The organism is Parabacteroides sp. D25, from assembly GCF_000307475.1.
In the GTDB taxonomy this organism is placed as follows: domain Bacteria; phylum Bacteroidota; class Bacteroidia; order Bacteroidales; family Tannerellaceae; genus Parabacteroides; species Parabacteroides distasonis.
In genome coordinates, this window is record NZ_JH976502.1 from 337,791 (window position 1) to 357,239 (window position 19,449).

Consider the following 19,449-nt stretch of genomic DNA (forward strand, 5'->3'; position numbering starts at 1 on the left):
ACATGCCCCTTTTGCTGTAATGAAATTATAATTTAGTGTAAATTACGACCATTCATCATCTATATCATCTGAATGTAAAGGTGTTGAAGTGTAATTGGTGATATTTCCCATTATTGTGTTTAGAGCATCAATCAATCTATCGGCTTTATTTTCTATAAAAATATTTTCTTGAACATCCACAAATCTGATTAAAGTCTGTAAATCAGCATTGTCTCCTAAAGCTATAGCAAACTTATCTGCATCATTAAATGTCTGTAAATTACGCAATTCCATTATTCCCTCATCATAGTCATCGGTTGGACAGCCATCACTAAGAAGTACTATGGCAGTATTTTCATTATTAGCTGGATATGTACTTATGTTTTTTGCTAACTCACAGCACGCTTTACCTAAAGAGGTCATTCCACTTGCGGTTAATGGCTTCCAATTAAAGTCTAAAATATTAATGGGCTTATCATGCATCCAAGTAACATCCCTTGCAAAGGATAAGACAACAATATCAATGTTTTTGCCGTTAAACGCCTTTTCCTGCAAATCAATAATAATATTTTCCATTGAATCATTCAACGCACTGATTTTTGAGCCATCCATGCTGCCAGATGTATCAAGTAAAATATAAAGTCTCATTATTTTATAAATGCAATAAAGTTTAATAGTAAAGATATGATGATTGCTATAAAGCAGAATGTAAGTAACCTCTTAGAACTGGTAACTTCTCCTTTTAGGGCGTTTATTGTATTATAAAGATCTTTTTCTTTAGAATCAAATTGTGTCTTTAATTCTGATATTGAAGATGACAACGTCCTAAGTGTTGTATCAACAGTATTAAATCGTTCCGACAAATTATCAGCAGCTTTAATATGCCCTTCACTGAGAGATTTTAATTTACTGACAATTTCATCATGTTGATTCTTTTGATTTGTACCAACAACTTCTATTTTTGATTTTAAAATAGTTGTTTCGGATTTTATTATACTTTCTATATTGTCTACTTTACTTACAACGGTTTTGCTTTTCTCTTCATAACCATCAATAATACTTTTAAGCTCATCTTTTAATGAAGTAAAAGATAAAATATGCTGTTCTACAGACGCTTTGAAATCATCTGCAATATTTTTAAGCATAACCTTTAAGTCGGACGTAAAAGCAGTATTAGAATTTCGGAAACTGTCCTGAATTTCTTTCGTACACGATTTTAAGTTTGAAAGGGTAGAAGATATGCCATCTAGTTCAAGTTTGACCTTTTCATTAAACTTGGATATGGATTGATCAACTTCATTGTTAAGTTTTCCTATGCTATTATGTACTGAATTCTCAATAGTATTGACGGAATTGTTACATGACTTTTCAAATGAAGACTGAATTTTTTCCGCAACTGCATCAAGTGTATCCACTTTTTTACTTATGCTCTTAAATACAGAATCAATCTTTATTTTAAGTGTTTCATCAATAGAGTCAACATTCTCTTTTATAGCATTATAAACTTTGTTTAATTCAGAAGAAACCTCTTTAAACTCCACAGTTAATGCGTGAAGTTGTGCTTTTGTACCTTCATATGCATTTACAGTATTAGTAACTTGTTGTCTTGCAGATTCAACATTCTGAAGACTTTGCTCTAAGTTGGTGAGCATTTTAAGAATATCTTGTGCTTCCATATTGGGAATTTATTTTATATACTTATTTGTGAATATATCCATCCATGAATTGTGATAACCTAACTCTGCTATAATCTCTAAATCATCAAGATGTTTTATATCTTCGTCGATTGCTAAATTTCGATTGTGAATATTAAGATTTGTCTTAAACCGAGAAATACAACTGGCGAAGTCATCGTGATTTTTTATCTCATTTTTCAATTCTTGATAACCTTCAATATAGCTTTTATCAAGCTCATTCATTAGATTCTTATTATTACCGACTTTTAAAGCAAGCAGGCAGAATACGTTAAGCAAACTGAGAGTTGCATTAGAGTCTGTAGTTCCTCTACGGATAAGTCTGACCGCACCTTGAAGATGTTTTATGTTATCTTTTGGCGAGCCGGAGGCTCCTATCACATCAGAATCAACCACACGCATGTATTTAAATAATATTTCTGCGGAGGATTTTTTTCCACGGTCTGTGTCATCCAAAAGTGAAAAACTCTCGTTATTGTCTGTCATATATCCTTCACGTGCATATTTAGAGTTGAAATAATAGTATATTTCATCTTTCAAATCTTCGTTGATTTCCTTCCAGTCCTTTGACGTATCAATTCCAATGTTGCAGAAATTACGAATATCATCTATAGCACGTTTCCTTTTGAGGGCAACTTTATCATATATGAATTCTGTCAGATAACCTAGGCATTTATGAATCTCATTAAGTCCTTTTCTGACGCTGGCCTTTTCGACTTCGTTTTCAGCTCTTTCTTCAGAGTAATATCTCATCAGAAATTCTTTTAAACGTAGATAGTAGGATCCGTTCTTCTTTCTTGTTGAAAGAATTCTGAATGAGTGTTTACTATAATCTTGAGTAAAATCGTCTATTAGGCCAATTATACACATACGGTAAATAGCCTTTGCTATATCAGCATAACTATCATCTTGATATGAAATAATGGAAACTACTTCTGTTCCAATTTCAGAATTTAGAACCGTTTCAAGAAAACCATTTGCATGGATATGTTCCGTTGGCTTGTCTTTTTTGTCGTTTCCGATGAAATATTCAAGATCCACCTGACTCAACAGATAGTACATCTTTTTCTTCTCTTCGAATTCACCTTTAAAGTTATTGTCAAAGAAATACATGACTGTATTATAGTCTGCTCCTTGATATTCAATATTCTCTTTTGGTATTCTTATTTGCTCAGTTCTAAGATAGTCTCTAAGATCTTGATGAAATTGCCATCCTCTCATACTTTTATCAACATGACGCAATTGGCAGTTTTTGTACTTTGAGCATTTATCCGAACAGCGCCATGTCTGCTTGATTTCTGTCCCATCTTCTTTAACAACGACATTATCTGTATTGCACTTTAATTTTACTATATCAGACAGCGGAGTACAATAATCTATATATCTCGGTTCAATGCTAATACCAAAATCTTCAAGAATATGATGAAGATCTTCTTCCTTAAACCATCTCCCTTTGATTATGTCAAGTGGAAAACTCCAATTCGGATATTTGGGGTTGATTCGAGCAAGATTATAATCAGATAAAAGTATGACAGAAAGAGCCATTTTCCGATCACGACCAGCACGGCCAGCTTCTTGAACATAGCTTTCTAAAGAACTGGAGTAATTCATGTTCACAGTAAATCTTACATTTGGCTTATCGATCCCCATGCCAAAAGCTTTCGTGGCAACCATTATTGGCAGCTTATTTTCTCTGAATCTTTTCATATTCTCCATTGAATCATTCCCTTGTGTTACACCATCTTGTGCAGAACCAGAGAATGTTCCTACTTCACATATTTCAGAGAGATTTTTTGAATTGACAGAAACACTTATCCCACTGCTATTTACATGAGGACAGAAGATAATGCCTGCTTGCTCGTAATCACTTTTTTGTGAGTAGAAATCGTCTGGCATATCAACGAGTAAATGCTGACCATCAACTTCTTCAAGGTCCTCTCTCTCGTGAAATCTTTCTAAGATTCTGTCAATTGAGTCTTTAGTTTGAAGTTGACGAATATAATCAGGAATACGATATATGTATGTTGACAAGAATTTTGCTTTTTGCTCATTTGTACTCCAGACATCTCCAATATTGACTGCACTTGGATAATTACTCAATCGTCCTTCTTTATCATAGAACTGATCTTTTTTATACTCAACCTCAATCTTTTCAACTTTATATTGCAGTTCAAGGCGGTTACTATTCTCATAACGAACAATTGTATCAGGATCTAATGTAAATGAATTATTTCCCGAAAGTTCACGCTCTACGTCAGAAAGGACATCAAAAGAGGCGGTTGCTGTTAAACCGAACAAAGAGATTGTTCCATTTTTTGCTTTTACATAATTGTAAAGATTGCGTCCAAGATGAAGGTACGAAAAACGGAAATCCTGTCCCCACTCTGAAACGCAGTGGACTTCATCTATAACACCGTAGGAGAAATAAACGTGAAGGTCTTCCATGTTCTTTAGTCTTTCTCTAAATTCAAATATGCATAATCTTTCTGGTGACATAAATGTAAATATCACCTGAGAAGATTCCATCATAAGTTCATGAGAAGCCCGTTCTTCTGTAGAGAGTTCGCTATTAATATATGTACAGCAATCAATTCCAGTACCTAGCAAGCCATCATATTGGTCTTGCATTAACGATTTCAATGGATCGATAACAACAGTAACTCCTGGTTGTAACATTGCTGCAAGTTGGTATGTAAGTGATTTTCCTCCACCTGTAGGTAAGAGTCCTATTACCCCTTTTATCTGGAGAGCTTTATTGAGAATAGGTAACTGCCCCGGTCTAAATTCCCTTTTTCGGAACATTAGTTGCAAGAAATATTCCAAATGCTCGGCAGTCTCTTTTATTACTGTATGCCCACCATTTACATTAATGGTCGTTACAGGTTGGTAAAGAATTCGGTCTGTGGTGTAAATTTCACGAGAGGTATAGATTGTATTTGACGAACGTACGTTGAAATAGCAATCATTATTAGCCTTGAATTCCGAAAATTGAACATTTACAGCATCAACTTTCTCATGTATGGCAATATCGATAACCATATCATAGGTTTTTTCTCTATTAGCCTGCTTATTATATGAATAGACAGTACTTCCAAGATGGAGCGGTGAAGATGTGTATGACTCTGAGATAACATATAAATTTATCTTCGGAAATGTCCTGTCTGTAAAGTCCGATGAAAGAGCTGTAAGATGATTATACATTTCTGCTAAATCAGCAAAAGCAATGGCAGAACATGGAACGTCATTTTCCTTAACAATAACATCCCATGTTTCTTTATCTAGTGATATGCGGCCAGTAAGGACTGCCTCTATTATAACCTTTTCAATTCTGGCAACTGCAATTGGGATTTCACGTAGTAATTGTTCGTTGGCAAGCTTAGTGCCAGCTTTTTTAACGTATCTTATTGTACCATATTTTTCTGTTTCCTCTGAAAAATCTAAAGCATTATTAAGCTTCTTCTCAATGAAAGGTGAACACTTAGTTGGTAATCCTCGTGAAATTATATTACTTAGAACCGCTAAAACGGGATCTATGTCTTCATATATATTTGCTCCAATATCAAAGGGTGCTAGAACTTCAAAAGCTGAATACTCATTCCAATATTTCTGTGCATCCGAATTATTCCTGTCAATATCCTCAATGGTATCAAGTCTGAAAGCACAATGGAATTGTTTTGGTGGATAAAACGAAAGGGAAACAAGAAATGGTTTGCCTTCTTCACGAATAACTTGGAATCCTTTTGCAATACATCCATACCATTTACCATTAGAAAGTTGCTTATACTGACCTGATTTAAAATCAATGAAGTAAGCATCATTTGGGATATTGAAATATCGTGGGAAGGCAGAAAGTCTTTCATTTCCAAAGTTTACCGGACCAACACATACAAAATAGTGACGATAGCCTGATGAACTCACAAGATATGCAAGCTCTTTTAAGTCAATCTGCGGAATATCAAGAATATTGGAAAAGAGATGTATACAAATAGGCTCTTCAATATGTATGCCTCCAATTGCATTGGCTTTAAGTGATTCGACAGTTGATGGCAGATAGTAGTTTAGGGTTTCAATGTAAACAGAATCTCCTACAGCCTGCCGTAGGTGTAATTCGGCACGGGAAAGTGCAGCATATGATGGTTCAATCAAAGTTACCTTTTGGAGCTTTTCTAAGAGATTGTACTGTCTTAAATTGTCAATAAAGTAAATACTTGCCAAACCTTGTCCACATCCCCAATCTATTATTTCAATATTTTTGTCCATATTGAGATATGGAAACTTTGTGAAAGCACAAGCAAGTTTACCTTGGTGCATTTCACCATAAGAAGCAAGATAACAGCATAACTGCTCTTCATCCTGAAGAATAGCAGTTCCATGAGCAAGTCCGGGATAATTCCATGGAGTTTGTCGATATTGAGCAGGTACGTGTTGTTTGGCTGTCTTTATTATATCATCTAAAGACAGTGGAGTTATTGACTTTATGGTATCAATGTAATTCATTCTATTCCTTTTCCTAAGATGTTTTCATTAAATGGGTCTAACTTATGTTTGTTCCAGTTCCTTACAGCGGTAGCCTTACTGGAATTAGCATAACAATATTCGCATAAATGTGGACAAGTATTGTATTGTCCAATATCTTTACTGACAATGCAACCGCAAAATTGCCGCTGTCCTTTGTCTTTATTATCTTTCTTCTTACATAGATACATTGTATCTGTGATTTCAAGAGCTCCATCTGGAATAATAGCTCCGAATTCTTTTCCAAAGTGTGAAACAACCTCATAACCAAGAAACTTCATGAGTGCGGAATCATTATATGCTATTTTGGCAATCAGAGTATCATCAATGCAACGATTGTGCTGAATACCAAATTGTTCTAATGGTATTTTTTCACTACATGTAGCAAGCTCATATCCCCATTTTTTGTTTAGTTCAGCAAGTCCTGATGCAATTTCATACATTGTTGACTCGTTAAACTCCTCGTAATGAATATTGTTTGTCTCCAGATTCCTTTTTACTTTTTTATATTCAGCGATGTCAGCAAAACTGAATACAAGCTTTTCTGTATAACCTTTAAGTTGATCCCCAATGTATTCTATTTTATGAAGTAGGTCAGTGACTTTGATAGAGTCAGTCAGGATAAGTGGGTCAAACCGCCAAATAACGTGACCCTTTCCTAGAATGTTTACAAGTTCTCTGAATGTATTGATTCTCTCGCTTAATTCAGGCACTCCTTTTTCAAGTCCCTCTCTTTCATAATCGTTCAAAGTAAACTGAATATAGCAACCAATATGTTTATCCTTCAGAAATTGAAGATATGGAATTAAAGGACGTGGATTTTTAGACCAAAATACAATAAACCTGGTTTTCTCATAACTAACATATAATGGTACACCGTTAAAAGGATTCGTCCATGCAGAATATCCTATCTCCAAACGCTTGAAGAACCAATCCGCATAGAATGCTGGTATATCAGTACTTCTGCTTGCTGACACGATAATAGGAGCTTGTGCTTCAACAATTTCTCCGTTATCTCTTTTTATATTAACTTTATCCCAGGCCATATTTTTTATATATTTGCTATTTGTGAAATGACATTCATTAAAAACCAACTATCGAAACCTTGAAAGGTAAGACGTTTTGCATTGGCACCATCACGGTGTATTTCAATACCATCACTATAAGGAGTGACACCTATCATCTTTGAATAAGGAACCTTCTGAGCTGAAGTTGGACTTTGGAAAATAATATGTTTATTGGTTATATAGAGTGTACCTGTTCCCTTATTATCCATATAACTGTGCTCTATTGGTCTTATTTTGGTACCACCAATATGATATGTTAAACCTTTCATTACACGAATTGACCAACCGCTTCTTCTTCCTCCATATTCTTTTACAGTCTTTTCTTGATACATAGTAACACCATTATATGTCCAGATAATAGTTTCACCTCTTCCTAACATGATAGGAGCAGGTGTATTACTAGAAGGAAGAATACCATTTTGAAGTTTACTAAGTATGCTCATCTGGCCAAGTTTGCTAATCTCACTGTTTTGATACTGAATAGGAAGATTATTGACTGGCAGGTGGAGGTAATTGATATAATCATCTATCTTTTGTTGTTCAGCATTAGAAAGCGAGCCATTTTTCATAAAATTAATAGCTGCTTTATTAAGAACATATAGATAGGCATCTTCTATGTTTGACTGTACCATAGGAAATTTACTAAGCATTTTTTCACAACGCTGATGTGCTACAGGTAGTGTTAGTTTATCAGTAAAATATTCTACCATAAAACCTCGCATTATTTTCTTGGTAAATTCATCAACAGCTCCATTCTTATTGACCTGACTATAACTTACCCCAATAGCAATTAAAAACTCATCTAGTAGTTTTACCGATGATGGAGAATAAGGACGATGGAGACTTGCAGTATAGCGTCTGATTTCTGCATCTGCTACATTGCATATGTCATCATCAGAAAGATATGCGTCTTTCTTAAGACGTAGTCTTGATTGTTGAACATTTCCGGCCGTTGTACGCAATGTAAAGTATGAGCTTACAATGGTGCAAAAATCATTCACACCCTGTTCATGTTTCTCCTTACATTCCTTATGTGAATGAGAAAACCAACCGGCATCATTACCGCAATATTTACAAGTTCCCATAGCCTATTTTTTTATTTTTTTTAATTTTGCTAATGTCCTGCTATTCTTAACTCTTGTTTTTGTAGATTGTTTTGGAGGATGGTTTTTGTTATTGAATGCATACTCTTCATTTTCGAGTTCTTTAAGTTTTGCCTTAACCCTTTTTATTTTCTTGTCAACTTTGTCGCAGTCATTCTTAGCATACTGTAAATCTATCCTCTCTTTATTATTCAGAGTCTCTTCTAATCCAAAACTGTTAATTTTTTCGTCAAGTTTTTGATTTTCATCTAATAGAAGAGTCATTTTATCTGCCAATATTTCCCGTTGATAGGCGGTAACTAAATAAAAGTTTTCATTAATATTTAAGTCATCATATACACAAGCCACAGACATGTCATCTTTACTGGCTATCTTACTGATTTTAGGTAATGCGCGTTTTAAAACGTTTTGAGCTTCTTTTCTACCAGATTTAGCAATCTGTTTATAAAGATTTGCATAGAAGTTATATAGTTGATTACCATCACCATAAGAGTCATCTAATCCGTCGGATCCAAGAAATACAGCGATTGGAAATGAATCAGCTCCTTGATAACAATATCTGAACTCTTCAAGTGCATTAGAATCACATATTGATGTCGTTTTGTTTAAAAAACATCTGTTGTCCCAAGGAACAGGTTGATCAAATTCAATCTTGTTGTTAACTATGCTCATGCGTACAAGTTTCCCATCACCTATATGAAATGCAAACCAAAAAGTCTGAGTTTGCACGTATGCCATGAGTGTACATCCGTATGTTTTCTCGAATGTAGCTTCTGGGTTATTGCGCATATCGAGAAACTCATCTTTATATTTTTGGTCAACATTGGAAAGTTCCCATTCTGTCAAATCATTCTCTCGTGCATGTTTTGCTACAGCAACGTTCCACTGGCTTATAATTGATGAAAATAACCAGGTAAGCATCTTGTGGGAAATAGAGTTTATCTGGCTGTCTGTGGCTGACTCTTTTGTATATTGCGTAAATGGTTCGCCATGAAATACAGATTGTCTTTCTTTAGTTACTGTCTCAACAAAAGAGCGGATAGCTTCTTTTGCTATATTGACGATGAACTTGGAACCTATATCGCTTCTAAAATAGCGTTCCCCTCCATGGCCATCTGAAACAATAGCCATGGAAAGGCCCTCTGAACTATCTGCATACGCATAGTCCTGACAAGGTTTATTGCAGAGTCTATGACTCTCTCCTTCGCAGAATGAATATATACTGTCCATCAATATAACATAGAATTTATTAGTCCCATTCGTCATAACTATCAGTACCAGCAGGGGCAGGTGACGCTGCAGTCTCAGCACCAGCTACATCTGCTGCTGCCTCATTAACCTTGTCAATTACCTGCTGCTGTTTTGTCGAATCTATAGCTGATGAACTTTGACTTCCTATCTGAGAAGATGTAACAGCAATAATTCGAATCATCTTTTTGAGCGCTTCAATATTATGAACGGTGATGACTGCTTCAGAAGAGCCTGTAAATTGTTTTAAAACTTCTTTGTCAGCATCGTCACCTATGGCAATAGCAATCTTGATAGCATGCTTAAACCAACTATTACCCTGAAGCGTTTTCAATCCACCTTCAAAGTTATCTGTCGGTCCACCATCTGAAAGAAGAATGATAGCTGGGGAGAAATATCCGCTTCCGCTTGATGTCGGCATAAAGCCTCCAGAACGAGATAGCTTTTTGTTCAATTCTTCACAAGCCTCACCAAGAGATGTTAGGCCGTTCGCTTCTACTTTTTGCCAAATAAAATCCTTTGCCTCTTTAGGTTCATCATAAAGCCAGCGGGTACCTGTTGAGAACTCAAGTGCTGCAACATTAATTTCTGCATCAGGATTTTCATCAGAAATTTCACCAATCATTGGCAATACATTTTCGATGGCATCATTTACACTTCCAATCTTTTTACCAATCATACTACCAGAAGTGTCGATTACAAAAAATAGAATCATCTTTCTTCTTGGAATGCTTTCGTTGTCTAAAAGTCCCATAACTTAAAAAATATTTATATGTTAAACATTAAATTATTATATGATTTCACCCTTGATAGCACCTGTGAGGCTAACCTTTAACCCTACTTTTACAGGCATAGCTTTATTGGGCTCAATTGGTTTTATTTTGCCTGAAGGAGTTTCTACAACCCAATTATTTGTAGTGATATTTTTCAATTGGACTGGATAACGGTCTCCTGGTATTGATATTACTTGAATATCAGGCTTGTTGTCCATATCAATATATACTTTTTTTTCAGGAGTTAGGAGTATTTTACGGTCGTTTATCTTCATAATTCCTGATATTGTAAATGGCTTACCGCAACACATGCATTGAGCAGCGTTAGGGTTCTCTACGAAGGTTTCTTCTTTACATCTAGGACATACTACAAGCATATCACGAAGTTGCTGGATAATATTTTGCCACTGTCTTTCGAGTTTCCTTTTGTTTTGATCATGCAAACAAACAGAGCTAAACTCCTGTATAAAAGTATCTCTAAGTAAAGCAGGAAAAGCATTCCATCTGCGCAATACATTATTGTGTACACCACGAACAGGTCTGTTCTCTGAATTATTTTTATCGTAAATAAAGATAGGCTCACTGCCGTAGAATTTCTTTTCATATGTCTCAGTCATACATGGGCAAGCAAGAACACGTGCTCCTTCTAATGGATGGTTGGCATAGAAAAGCAAAAATAGCACGACGGAAAGTGAGTATCTGTCTGTATATTTATTAGGCATAGTTTTTCCGGTCACCACTTCCGGAGCCATGTACCTGGCCTTGCCAAGAATTCCAGAGGTTACTCCTTCAGGTGCTACATTATCATTATCACAAATCAAGACATCACCAGTTTCAGGATGTATGAAAAAATTTCCATCATTTAAATCCTGATAACTAAGTCCAGATAAATGAAGCGCTTTGAAACCCTCACAAATTTTCATGGCCGCATTAACCATAGCCTCGAAACTCTTGAATTTTGCTCTTGCCAGCAAGTATTGTCCGAATTCATAATAATCTTTTGGCCTTAATTTCATCACGTAACCATAAGTTCCTTTTTGTTTCGTTGTTAGGTACTCTGGCCATAGGAATGCTTCCGAAGGTGCACCCTTGGAGATATTCTCCTCCAGATTGCTGTAAAACCAATTTCCCATATTGTTGAAGTACCATTTTAAAGCCATCTTTTGTCCTCCGACTTCAACAAGGTAAACGATTCCTTGTCCACCACGGCCGAGTTCTTTAACAACTTTGGCCTGAGAACCGTTAGTCAAACTGACACTTTCACCGTTTTTTAATTCAATCATATCTGTTTGTTTTTTAAAAATCACTACCTGATAAATTTACATTTTCTGCTGCTTGTAAGCTGCTCGAAGAACCACAGTTTGGGCATGTCACAACTTCTTGATCATGATAGCATACAACTTTCCCACACCTGTTACAAATATAGAATTTTTTAGAGCCACAATAGGGACAACCATTGAAATCTTTATCATACATTACTTTACCAGTCACATGAGTTTGCTCATATCCTTCTTTTTTTGCTTGTTCTTTCTTTATTTTAAAAGCCCAAGTAAAAGCATAACACCCATTACGAGGGTCAACAGTAATACCAAAATGTTCCTTTGTCTTCTCACACACAGCCATAATGGCAAAGGCTTTATTGCTCAGTTTAGACATATCTTATGCATTTTTTGTTTTCATAAATGTTACAGTAAATTCCTTACACTTACGCATATCCTGTCTTGACGAAGCGATTGAAAAGGTGTTGTATTTCTCAAACATATCCAGCCCACGTCCAAGCGAGATCGTCCAGCCTGTATCTGTTTTGATGCATCTGTCATGAAAATCTCTGAATTTGTATTCAAAGTCTATGCCGTATGTAGCGAGGTCATCCTTAATGTCATCAAGCCTGTCTATAAGTTCAGGAAGCTTATCGTCCTCCTCGTTAGTAATAAGATTGAGCTTTAAGTCATCAACTGGACGCGTATTAATGAGCATCAGCGCAAACTCCATAAAATTTTTAATTTGCCATGGAGCACGTATATATGGATCCTCCACAGTTATTTCATTTGCGTTTGCCATATATGAAGCGAACAATTTCTCATAGCTAACTCCCGTTTGTCCCATTCTGAACGTCATACTTTTTTCTTGTAGTATATGAATACGGGGGCGCTTTGCAGTTTGACCGGCAGTGGTTCCTTCCTCCACGGAGCATTTTCCTGAGATTTCTTCATTCAAAGGCTGAGCATCTGCATCGGTTAACTCCCCAGTAGCTGTACCTGTCATTGAGTTTATTGGGATTATAAGAGGATTGCTAACTTTTTCCAATGTCTCGACATTCATTTCAATACCCGTTCTTAAATTGATATATTTGAAATGTGCAGGCTCAGCTTTAAATGTTTCATCAATGACATATAGTTGGTCTTTTACTCGCTTTCTACTTTCTGCGGCAAAATCAACCAATTCGTATGCTTCCTGGTCTGTCATTTTTCCATCTGGGTAGAGAAGTTTCATCATTCCGGAGAAAGTCTTACGGATTGCTAAATGATCACGTTCAGATAGTGATCCGTCAAACTTGGCATAGTCTTTCAATACCGCGGTGCGATCATCGTTGCGCATGGCATGTAGTACCGCAGCTATATAATCCGTAATAAGTCCATAGCCCTTGGAGAAACTGTCTTTCTTCAGCATCTTGATTTCCCAGCCTGGGTTATACAGATGGATTCTGTCAAGAAAAGCACCTTTGATAAAGGATGTCGGTATAGATTCAAAAAGGTGCGTGTTCTTCAACATGAAGGGAACAGTATGTTTGGTATTTCCAACAAAAACCATGGAGGCACTTGCCTCATGTGTTCCTTTGCCTCGGTTGAAGGATTTATTAGCCAGATAATTCTGCATGGTATCAATGAGCACGGCATCAACTGCACGTCCTTTCTGTTGTTCAAACTCATCCCATGCAACCACATCCCAATATCCAACAAGACCAAGTTCTTCTCTTTTCCCAGACATCCTTACGAATAGTCGTGCACTGGTCACATCTCCACCTGATACAAGTACTCCGTAAGGTGACAATTCTTGGAATACGTGAGACTTTCCGGTTCCTTTAGGACCAAGTTCCATAAAGTTGAAGTTATTTTCGACATGAGGAAGCAGACGGGCAAGTGTGATAAACTTTTCCCGTCGGTTCATCGTATCTGGATTTAAGCCCACTGTATGCATGAGCAGATCGATCCATTCTTCTGTAGTAAAGTTTTTACGTTGTTCAATATACTCTTGCAAATCGATATTCGAAATCTGTATAGGCTTTAATGTCTGGATTTCCCATCTCACTTTTACATCTTCTCCACTGATGTAGCCAATGGTGACGATGCACCATACACCGTTTCCGCTCAGAAGCTTCGGGTTCTTACGTACATAGTCAGTTCCTATTGGTACACCGGAGAGTCCGAGATTGGTAAAAGTTGCCTGATATTCATCATTCTTTTCATTAAGTACAACAGTTACTTTATCTATGATTCGATGTTTACCATGCTCACGGATAAGTCCTTTTACCGACTCAGCTTCAGCTCTGTGTACATAGTTATTCTTGATGACATCTTTTACTTTCTCTAGTCCCTCGTTAATGATTTCTTCATCATCACTGGCACAATATTGGCCAAGCAGGTATTCCAATACGTAAGTCGGTACAGGAAGTCCACCCTTAACCAAAAACGCCAGGTCTTTTCTTACTACTTTGCCAATGAAGGCATTTAATACTTTCTGCTGTGAATCCATATAGTAGGCTCCTAAAAATCTTGTTCTATCATTGTATTATTTTTAACTGTCTCACGGATAAGTGGATTTAACCGGTCGTCTGTAGCATAAATACGAAGCTGTAGCATACTCGCACTGATTGATTTATTCAGATTAAGCGTCACCTCATACACTCGGTTATTCAGGTTTGTAGCATCTGTACTGTTTAAAGTAAGTTCCTTTTCCTGCGTAACAGGTTCGTCACCGTTGTAAATGCAGCATACGATTTTTCGTTCCATCATCGTCATGCTTACTGCTTCTGATTGAATTAGCTGGAACTTGAGTCGGCTGCTTACCATATTCAGGTTGTGGTTCATAAGAGTAACGCCTACCTTTTCCGTCTTATTTGTTCTCTTCTGCTGACTGCGAATCACAGGAATAATCATCTCCTGAAGGGATGCACCACCGTGTGCAAAATTATACCCCCCAGAGGCTGCCAATCTGTTGGTACCGACAGATACACCTACCCAAAGAGGTGTCTGGCTTTTTATGGCAGAAACCTTTTCGAGTGGGAATTTGACGATACCCTCGACTTTAGCTGTGCTGTCAGTGAGATAGTATCTTGTTTTCTTCTCTACTGAAATATCGGTGATACTATGCTTATCCTTATCTTCAAATTTCATGTCATTATATAGGAATCCATGGTCCGCTGTAAGCAAGACATTAGTCACATTCCATGAAGCATGTAAACGTTTGATTAACACTGCAAGTTGGTCTATGGCCTTACGACAGGCACTGATAACTTCAAACGGGCTTTGAGAATGACTCGCTTCATCAATTGTTTCATGAAAGATATATACCAAAGGCCGTTTAAACAGCTCTCGTGTTGAAGTCTGGTCACCGTTCATCACATCTTCATAGCGAACACAAATTCCTCCGTCTCGGTATTTATTCAGATGAGCAGTTCGTTGTTCTGTTGTAGTTAATACAACTCCATCTACGGCCATATCTGTGCCGAACAGTTCAAGGGAGTGATGTGGAAGAAGTGATGGCTTGCAGAACTTGGTTTCCGTAGGTAACATGGCTTGATAAGCTTCAATAGTAGCCATATGCTTTTCCTTGGCCAGTCTCTGCATCAATTCCATAGCCACTTCGTATCTCAGAGCGTCACTGATAATGACTACCTGTTTCACATTTGGATCAGACTCGTTAGCATAGAAGTCTTCCTGATGCTTCAACCCCGTTTCTGTAAACCAGGTGCCTTTTTCTTCCACACAAGTCAACCATTCGAGGTTAAGCAGGTTGGCTATCTTGGCATACTCCAAATCCAATTGTCTTTTGGCAGCATTCAATACCAATTCGATAGGATTCTCTTTCGTGAGTAGCTCATGATAGGCTTCGAGTGTTCTACGATAGAACATATCTACCTGATAGAACTCCGTAATATATTTATTTACGTATTCTTTTGTACTGTTTAATTTCAGTGTGCCAAGGCCACGTATCTGCATATAGAACAGAGCTGACTGTCCGATGAAGCGAATGACAATCTGGATGTAACTGTCAACAGGTAATTTCAGAGCCAATTCTCGCATACGATCGTTTACGTCCTCTGGATCAGCCATGAGTTTCTTTTCTAAAATCTCCTTCAGAATCGGCCAGCAAAGTGCTTCAGTAAAATAGAAGTAGTTTGCATCAATACCATAGATGTTGATGATTTCCTCTTCTTTAATATCTGAAGACAATATTCTCATTGACTGGATAAATTTCTCGCTCAGCATACGGTCGTGGGTGCCCCACTCATAAATCTTGTTTACCTGGTCAAGGATTACCGAATTGCTGATTTTATATTGCTTGTACGAATCCCCTGGCATAGCATCAAGTAATTGCGTGATGCAATTGTACTTCATGCATTCTGCAACGCACTTCATCTTTTGTGGCAAATTCAGATTATAACTTACTCCAAAAAGTTTTGTCAATTTATCATTGATTGCTTTGCTGGCATCTACGTTCTTTGAAAGTTTATGCCAAAAATCAGCATGTTTTTTCCCTTCCGAAGTAACGTCAAGAACAACCATCTTTACAATGATTGTTTCCCAATCCAACAACTTTTTCTCGCCGAGATAATTGGAGATGAAAGCACGGCAAACCAAATCCTCACTAAAGGTACTTGAATCAATATGCCCATTAAGAATATTATGGATTTTAGAAGACATGATTTCCGCAATATTTTTCTTGATAAAACTACGGAACCGTTCTGGCAGATTATACTGCTGCATAAAAGAGGCATAATCATCTTCCTTATATTCCATGTTGGCTTTCAGCATATCAAGCAATGGAAATTGTAGTTGCTGTTCCTCTGAATGAGGATAGGTTTCCACAGGAAAAAGCAGAACAATGCGTTTGTCTTTCCAAGTATTTTCAATAGCATATTTTGTATTGAACCAGGCTCCATCGAATACTTTATATATATATCCGTCAGCCCATTCCTTCACCTCTCCAAGCTCTGTCTGGATAATATCCATCCGGTCGAAGATAAAGAGCACATGAAGCTGTGGGTTTCGTTCAAAGTAGTTATATATTCTTTCTTGTACCATATTCTAATATACTTAAATTCCAAATAATATTTGTCCGAACTCTTCTTGCTTTACCTCTATTCTCTCTGAAGGGAAGATTGTAGAAGTTGCCAGTGAGGTTTTTCTTGATAGCAAATCGTCCAATATCTCATCGAATGTTTTAATGTCAGATGTAACTGCCATAGGATAATATACATACACATCCTTTGTTTGTCCGATACGATAAGCACGGTCTGTAGCCTGGCTTTCCTTAGCTGGATTCCACTGCCTACTGTAGTGGATAACATGATTTGCGGCAGTCACATTCAGTCCCATTCCTGCAGCAACGGGTGACATTATAATTACGTTAAATCCATCAACAGCTTGAAACTCATTTATGCTCGCTTGTCGAGTTTGCCTGTCAAATGAGTGTCTTTTAATAATAGACGGAGTATCCCCATTAATGATTTTACATATTATGCCATATCTTTCATTGGAAAGCTTTTGAAGCATTTTCTGAGTCTCCTTACGTTCAACAAATATGATGACTTTTTCTTCCTTTTCTTTGATTGAATCGAGAAATTTGATAGTAGCCTGTAATCTTGCACTTGTACTAACCAGCTCGTTTATGTCATGAGTCGTTAATGCCGAGTCGTAGAGGTAAGGATGTTCTGAAACCTCCCGCAAGTTCATTATTGTAACAAGCATATTGGGTTGAATACCATTCATATAGGCATTAATGACTGATGTATATGTCTTTTTTTGTACACTTGGCATGGCAATTTTCTCTTTGAGTTCATGTTTTAAAGGAAGATCTTTTGCAGCATCTTTCTTTAATCTGCGCATAAAATATATTCCAAGCTTTTCATGAATTTCATTACCAAGAGCGACAATGTCAGTGTCATCTTTTTTTAACGGTGATTGATATTGAGCAGCAAATGCTTTCGCATTACCTAATAAACCAGGAACACAGAAATCCATGATACACCATAAATCAAGAAGTGTATTCTCAACAGGTGTACCAGTCATAGCAATTCTGAAATTGCATTTCAATGCCTTGGCTGCGTTGGTAACAAGCGTACCGGGAGACTTAATCTTTTGTGCTTCATCTAATGCCACGATGTCAAACTCCACCGCGCAGAAATTTAACTGTGATATACGAAGAGATTCATAGTTAGTTAAGACTATGTCCATCTTTTGTATTCTATTTACAATATCTTTGTCAAACTTTCTTGGCACATCCTTAGAGGTAAGCATATTAATAGTCATTCTTGGTTGCTTGAAGAATCTTTCATATTCATTTTTCCAATTTTCTAACAGTGAAACAGGAGCTACTATAAGATACGGTTTGTGATCAGCATATTTCCTTGAATGCCAATCAATAAAATAAAGTATCTGTAAAGTTTTTCCAAGTCCCATGTCGTCTGCCATTAGACACCCACTTGCTTTACTTTTATATAAATGCTGTAGCCATGCAACACCTTCTTTTTGATGTTCTTTTAGTGAATAGCATTCTTGAAGATATGGATTGGTGAAAAGGGTATATTTTTCGCCTCTTTCGATAACTCTTTCTTTTACAGCAAAACCAAGTTCTTCTGCATTTTCTTCTATAATAAGCACTTTTTTGTTATCAACAGATTCTGCATTAAATGGCTTAGATGGTGCCTTTAACTGCTGTGCCGCACAATCTGCAAGAAACAAAGCATCTTCCATGTCTATTTGGGCATTTTTATACTCAATAATAGATTTGCCATTCTCTTTTGCTTTATTAATTTCTTTTCTGAGATTTTCCAATTCTGTCTCACTTGAAATTGTCACTTGGCTTGTTCCATTTTGAGGACTTTCAATTGTAGCACCAGCAATCCAGCATGATTTGTAGGGACAAATAAATGGATAGAATTTGGGCTTATAAACACCAATCTCAATTACGCGGTCACTATATAGTTCCGATAAATCAAAAGCATCAGGGTCAAAAAACTCAGTAGGTTCTTCTATAATTTTTTGAATTTCTTCGCGCGTTTTGTGTCTTCCGCCTTGACTTTTAAGATGTCGTAGATTTTCCTTTTGCTCTTCATTGAGTACAACGCGAACACGTTCGCCATTTTCTCTTTGAATAGGGTACTGTCCCTGTACTTTTCTCATTCGATCAAAATACTGCTGAAATTTTTTATTTTCATCAATGTCAATGGCAGGATCAATGGTAAACCCATCTTCATCACGACCAACTTCAATTTTTATGCGTTCTGGAACGTAAACATTCTCGTTTGCTAAATAACTGTCTAATTCGCATCCGGCTTGTTCTGCTAATGCTTTTATCTCTCCAAAATTACGCAGGTTAAAGTCTGTAGTTTTTTCTTCCTCTGGAGAAGAATTAAACTCATGAATACGATTTATCAATTCATATTGCGCTTCCGATAATAAATATTTCTTTTTGTTGACTATAAGTATATTTCCGCATTGTTCATATGATAATAATTCTCCATCTGGCACGTGGCTAAGAAATTCAACCTTGTATTCAAAATCAGATGCATTTAACATGCTTGTTCCAATGAGACGCATGGCCATATTATAGGGTTGGGGGACACCTAGAAGTAACTTATCCTCCTCATCTAACAGATAGATATTTTCATAAGGGACAAGACAACCATCTTTTGAAGCATAGGCATACCCATTGTCAACCAAAGTTGAAAGAGGCATATAATATATACTATCGTCTGTCGCTTTCCATTCTTGGAAATGAAGATCATGTCCATTGAAATTTACAATGAATAGTATTCCTATTTTATTTACTACCTGAGTTAACATAT

At 36.7% G+C, this 19,449-nt stretch carries 12 protein-coding genes; all 12 read right to left on the reverse strand.

Translation table 11 applies throughout. The features are described from left to right. Nucleotides 1-42 precede the first annotated feature (42 nt). From HMPREF0999_RS08350 to HMPREF0999_RS08405, 12 genes are read right to left on the reverse strand one after another with little or no spacing between them, the layout of a single operon-like run. Complete coding sequence (locus tag HMPREF0999_RS08350) at nucleotides 43-627, reverse strand: vWA domain-containing protein (RefSeq protein ID WP_004312166.1); 585 nt, start codon at nucleotides 625-627, stop codon at nucleotides 43-45. Continuing rightward, nucleotides 627-1,655, reverse strand: a complete 1,029-nt coding sequence (locus HMPREF0999_RS08355; protein WP_004312167.1) for a DUF842 domain-containing protein — start codon at nucleotides 1,653-1,655, stop codon at nucleotides 627-629. Before HMPREF0999_RS08355 ends, HMPREF0999_RS08350 begins: the two co-directional genes overlap by 1 nt. Nucleotides 1,656-1,664: 9 nt before the next feature. Beyond that, a complete protein-coding gene (locus HMPREF0999_RS08360; RefSeq protein ID WP_009275679.1) occupies nucleotides 1,665-6,170 on the reverse strand; it encodes a DEAD/DEAH box helicase in 4,506 nt (1,501 codons plus the stop codon). Then, on the reverse strand, nucleotides 6,167-7,234 hold the full coding sequence (locus HMPREF0999_RS08365) for a DUF1848 domain-containing protein (RefSeq protein WP_009275680.1): 1,068 nt from the start codon (nucleotides 7,232-7,234) through the stop codon (nucleotides 6,167-6,169). The genes HMPREF0999_RS08360 and HMPREF0999_RS08365 overlap by 4 nt, the downstream gene beginning before the upstream one ends. Before the next feature lie 5 nt (nucleotides 7,235-7,239). Then, complete coding sequence (locus HMPREF0999_RS08370) at nucleotides 7,240-8,340, reverse strand: hypothetical protein (protein ID WP_009275681.1); 1,101 nt, start codon at nucleotides 8,338-8,340, stop codon at nucleotides 7,240-7,242. Between the two features lie 3 nt (nucleotides 8,341-8,343). Further along, entirely contained in the window at nucleotides 8,344-9,624 is a 1,281-nt protein-coding gene (locus HMPREF0999_RS08375; RefSeq protein WP_010183936.1) for a protein phosphatase 2C domain-containing protein, read from the reverse strand. After that, on the reverse strand, nucleotides 9,608-10,360 hold the full coding sequence (locus HMPREF0999_RS08380; RefSeq protein ID WP_009275683.1) for a vWA domain-containing protein: 753 nt from the start codon (nucleotides 10,358-10,360) through the stop codon (nucleotides 9,608-9,610). Before HMPREF0999_RS08380 ends, HMPREF0999_RS08375 begins: the two co-directional genes overlap by 17 nt. 36 nt (nucleotides 10,361-10,396) lie before the next feature. Continuing rightward, nucleotides 10,397-11,662, reverse strand: a complete 1,266-nt coding sequence (locus HMPREF0999_RS08385) for a serine/threonine protein kinase (protein ID WP_009275684.1) — start codon at nucleotides 11,660-11,662, stop codon at nucleotides 10,397-10,399. Nucleotides 11,663-11,675: 13 nt separating this feature from the next. Further along, entirely contained in the window at nucleotides 11,676-12,035 is a 360-nt protein-coding gene (locus HMPREF0999_RS08390) for a TerY-C metal binding domain-containing protein (RefSeq protein ID WP_009275685.1), read from the reverse strand. A gap of 3 nt (nucleotides 12,036-12,038) precedes the next feature. Then, a complete protein-coding gene (brxL, locus tag HMPREF0999_RS08395) occupies nucleotides 12,039-14,132 on the reverse strand; it encodes a BREX system Lon protease-like protein BrxL (protein ID WP_009275686.1) in 2,094 nt (697 codons plus the stop codon). A gap of 11 nt (nucleotides 14,133-14,143) precedes the next feature. Next, a complete protein-coding gene (gene pglZ / locus HMPREF0999_RS08400) occupies nucleotides 14,144-16,684 on the reverse strand; it encodes a BREX-1 system phosphatase PglZ type A (RefSeq protein WP_009275687.1) in 2,541 nt (846 codons plus the stop codon). Between the two features lie 12 nt (nucleotides 16,685-16,696). Then, entirely contained in the window at nucleotides 16,697-19,447 is a 2,751-nt protein-coding gene (locus HMPREF0999_RS08405) for a DEAD/DEAH box helicase (RefSeq protein ID WP_009275688.1), read from the reverse strand. Nucleotides 19,448-19,449 lie beyond the last annotated feature (2 nt).

Coding starts and splice junctions, on each gene's coding strand:
- HMPREF0999_RS08350 (WP_004312166.1), bottom strand. CDS start 627: ATGAGACTTTATATTTTACTTGATACATCTGGCAGCATGGATGGCTCA.
- HMPREF0999_RS08355 (WP_004312167.1), bottom strand. CDS start 1,655: ATGGAAGCACAAGATATTCTTAAAATGCTCACCAACTTAGAGCAAAGT.
- HMPREF0999_RS08360 (WP_009275679.1), bottom strand. CDS start 6,170: ATGAATTACATTGATACCATAAAGTCAATAACTCCACTGTCTTTAGAT.
- HMPREF0999_RS08365 (WP_009275680.1), bottom strand. CDS start 7,234: ATGGCCTGGGATAAAGTTAATATAAAAAGAGATAACGGAGAAATTGTT.
- HMPREF0999_RS08370 (WP_009275681.1), bottom strand. CDS start 8,340: ATGGGAACTTGTAAATATTGCGGTAATGATGCCGGTTGGTTTTCTCAT.
- HMPREF0999_RS08375 (WP_010183936.1), bottom strand. CDS start 9,624: ATGACGAATGGGACTAATAAATTCTATGTTATATTGATGGACAGTATA.
- HMPREF0999_RS08380 (WP_009275683.1), bottom strand. CDS start 10,360: ATGGGACTTTTAGACAACGAAAGCATTCCAAGAAGAAAGATGATTCTA.
- HMPREF0999_RS08385 (WP_009275684.1), bottom strand. CDS start 11,662: ATGATTGAATTAAAAAACGGTGAAAGTGTCAGTTTGACTAACGGTTCT.
- HMPREF0999_RS08390 (WP_009275685.1), bottom strand. CDS start 12,035: ATGTCTAAACTGAGCAATAAAGCCTTTGCCATTATGGCTGTGTGTGAG.
- brxL (WP_009275686.1), bottom strand. CDS start 14,132: ATGGATTCACAGCAGAAAGTATTAAATGCCTTCATTGGCAAAGTAGTA.
- pglZ (WP_009275687.1), bottom strand. CDS start 16,684: ATGGTACAAGAAAGAATATATAACTACTTTGAACGAAACCCACAGCTT.
- HMPREF0999_RS08405 (WP_009275688.1), bottom strand. CDS start 19,447: ATGTTAACTCAGGTAGTAAATAAAATAGGAATACTATTCATTGTAAAT.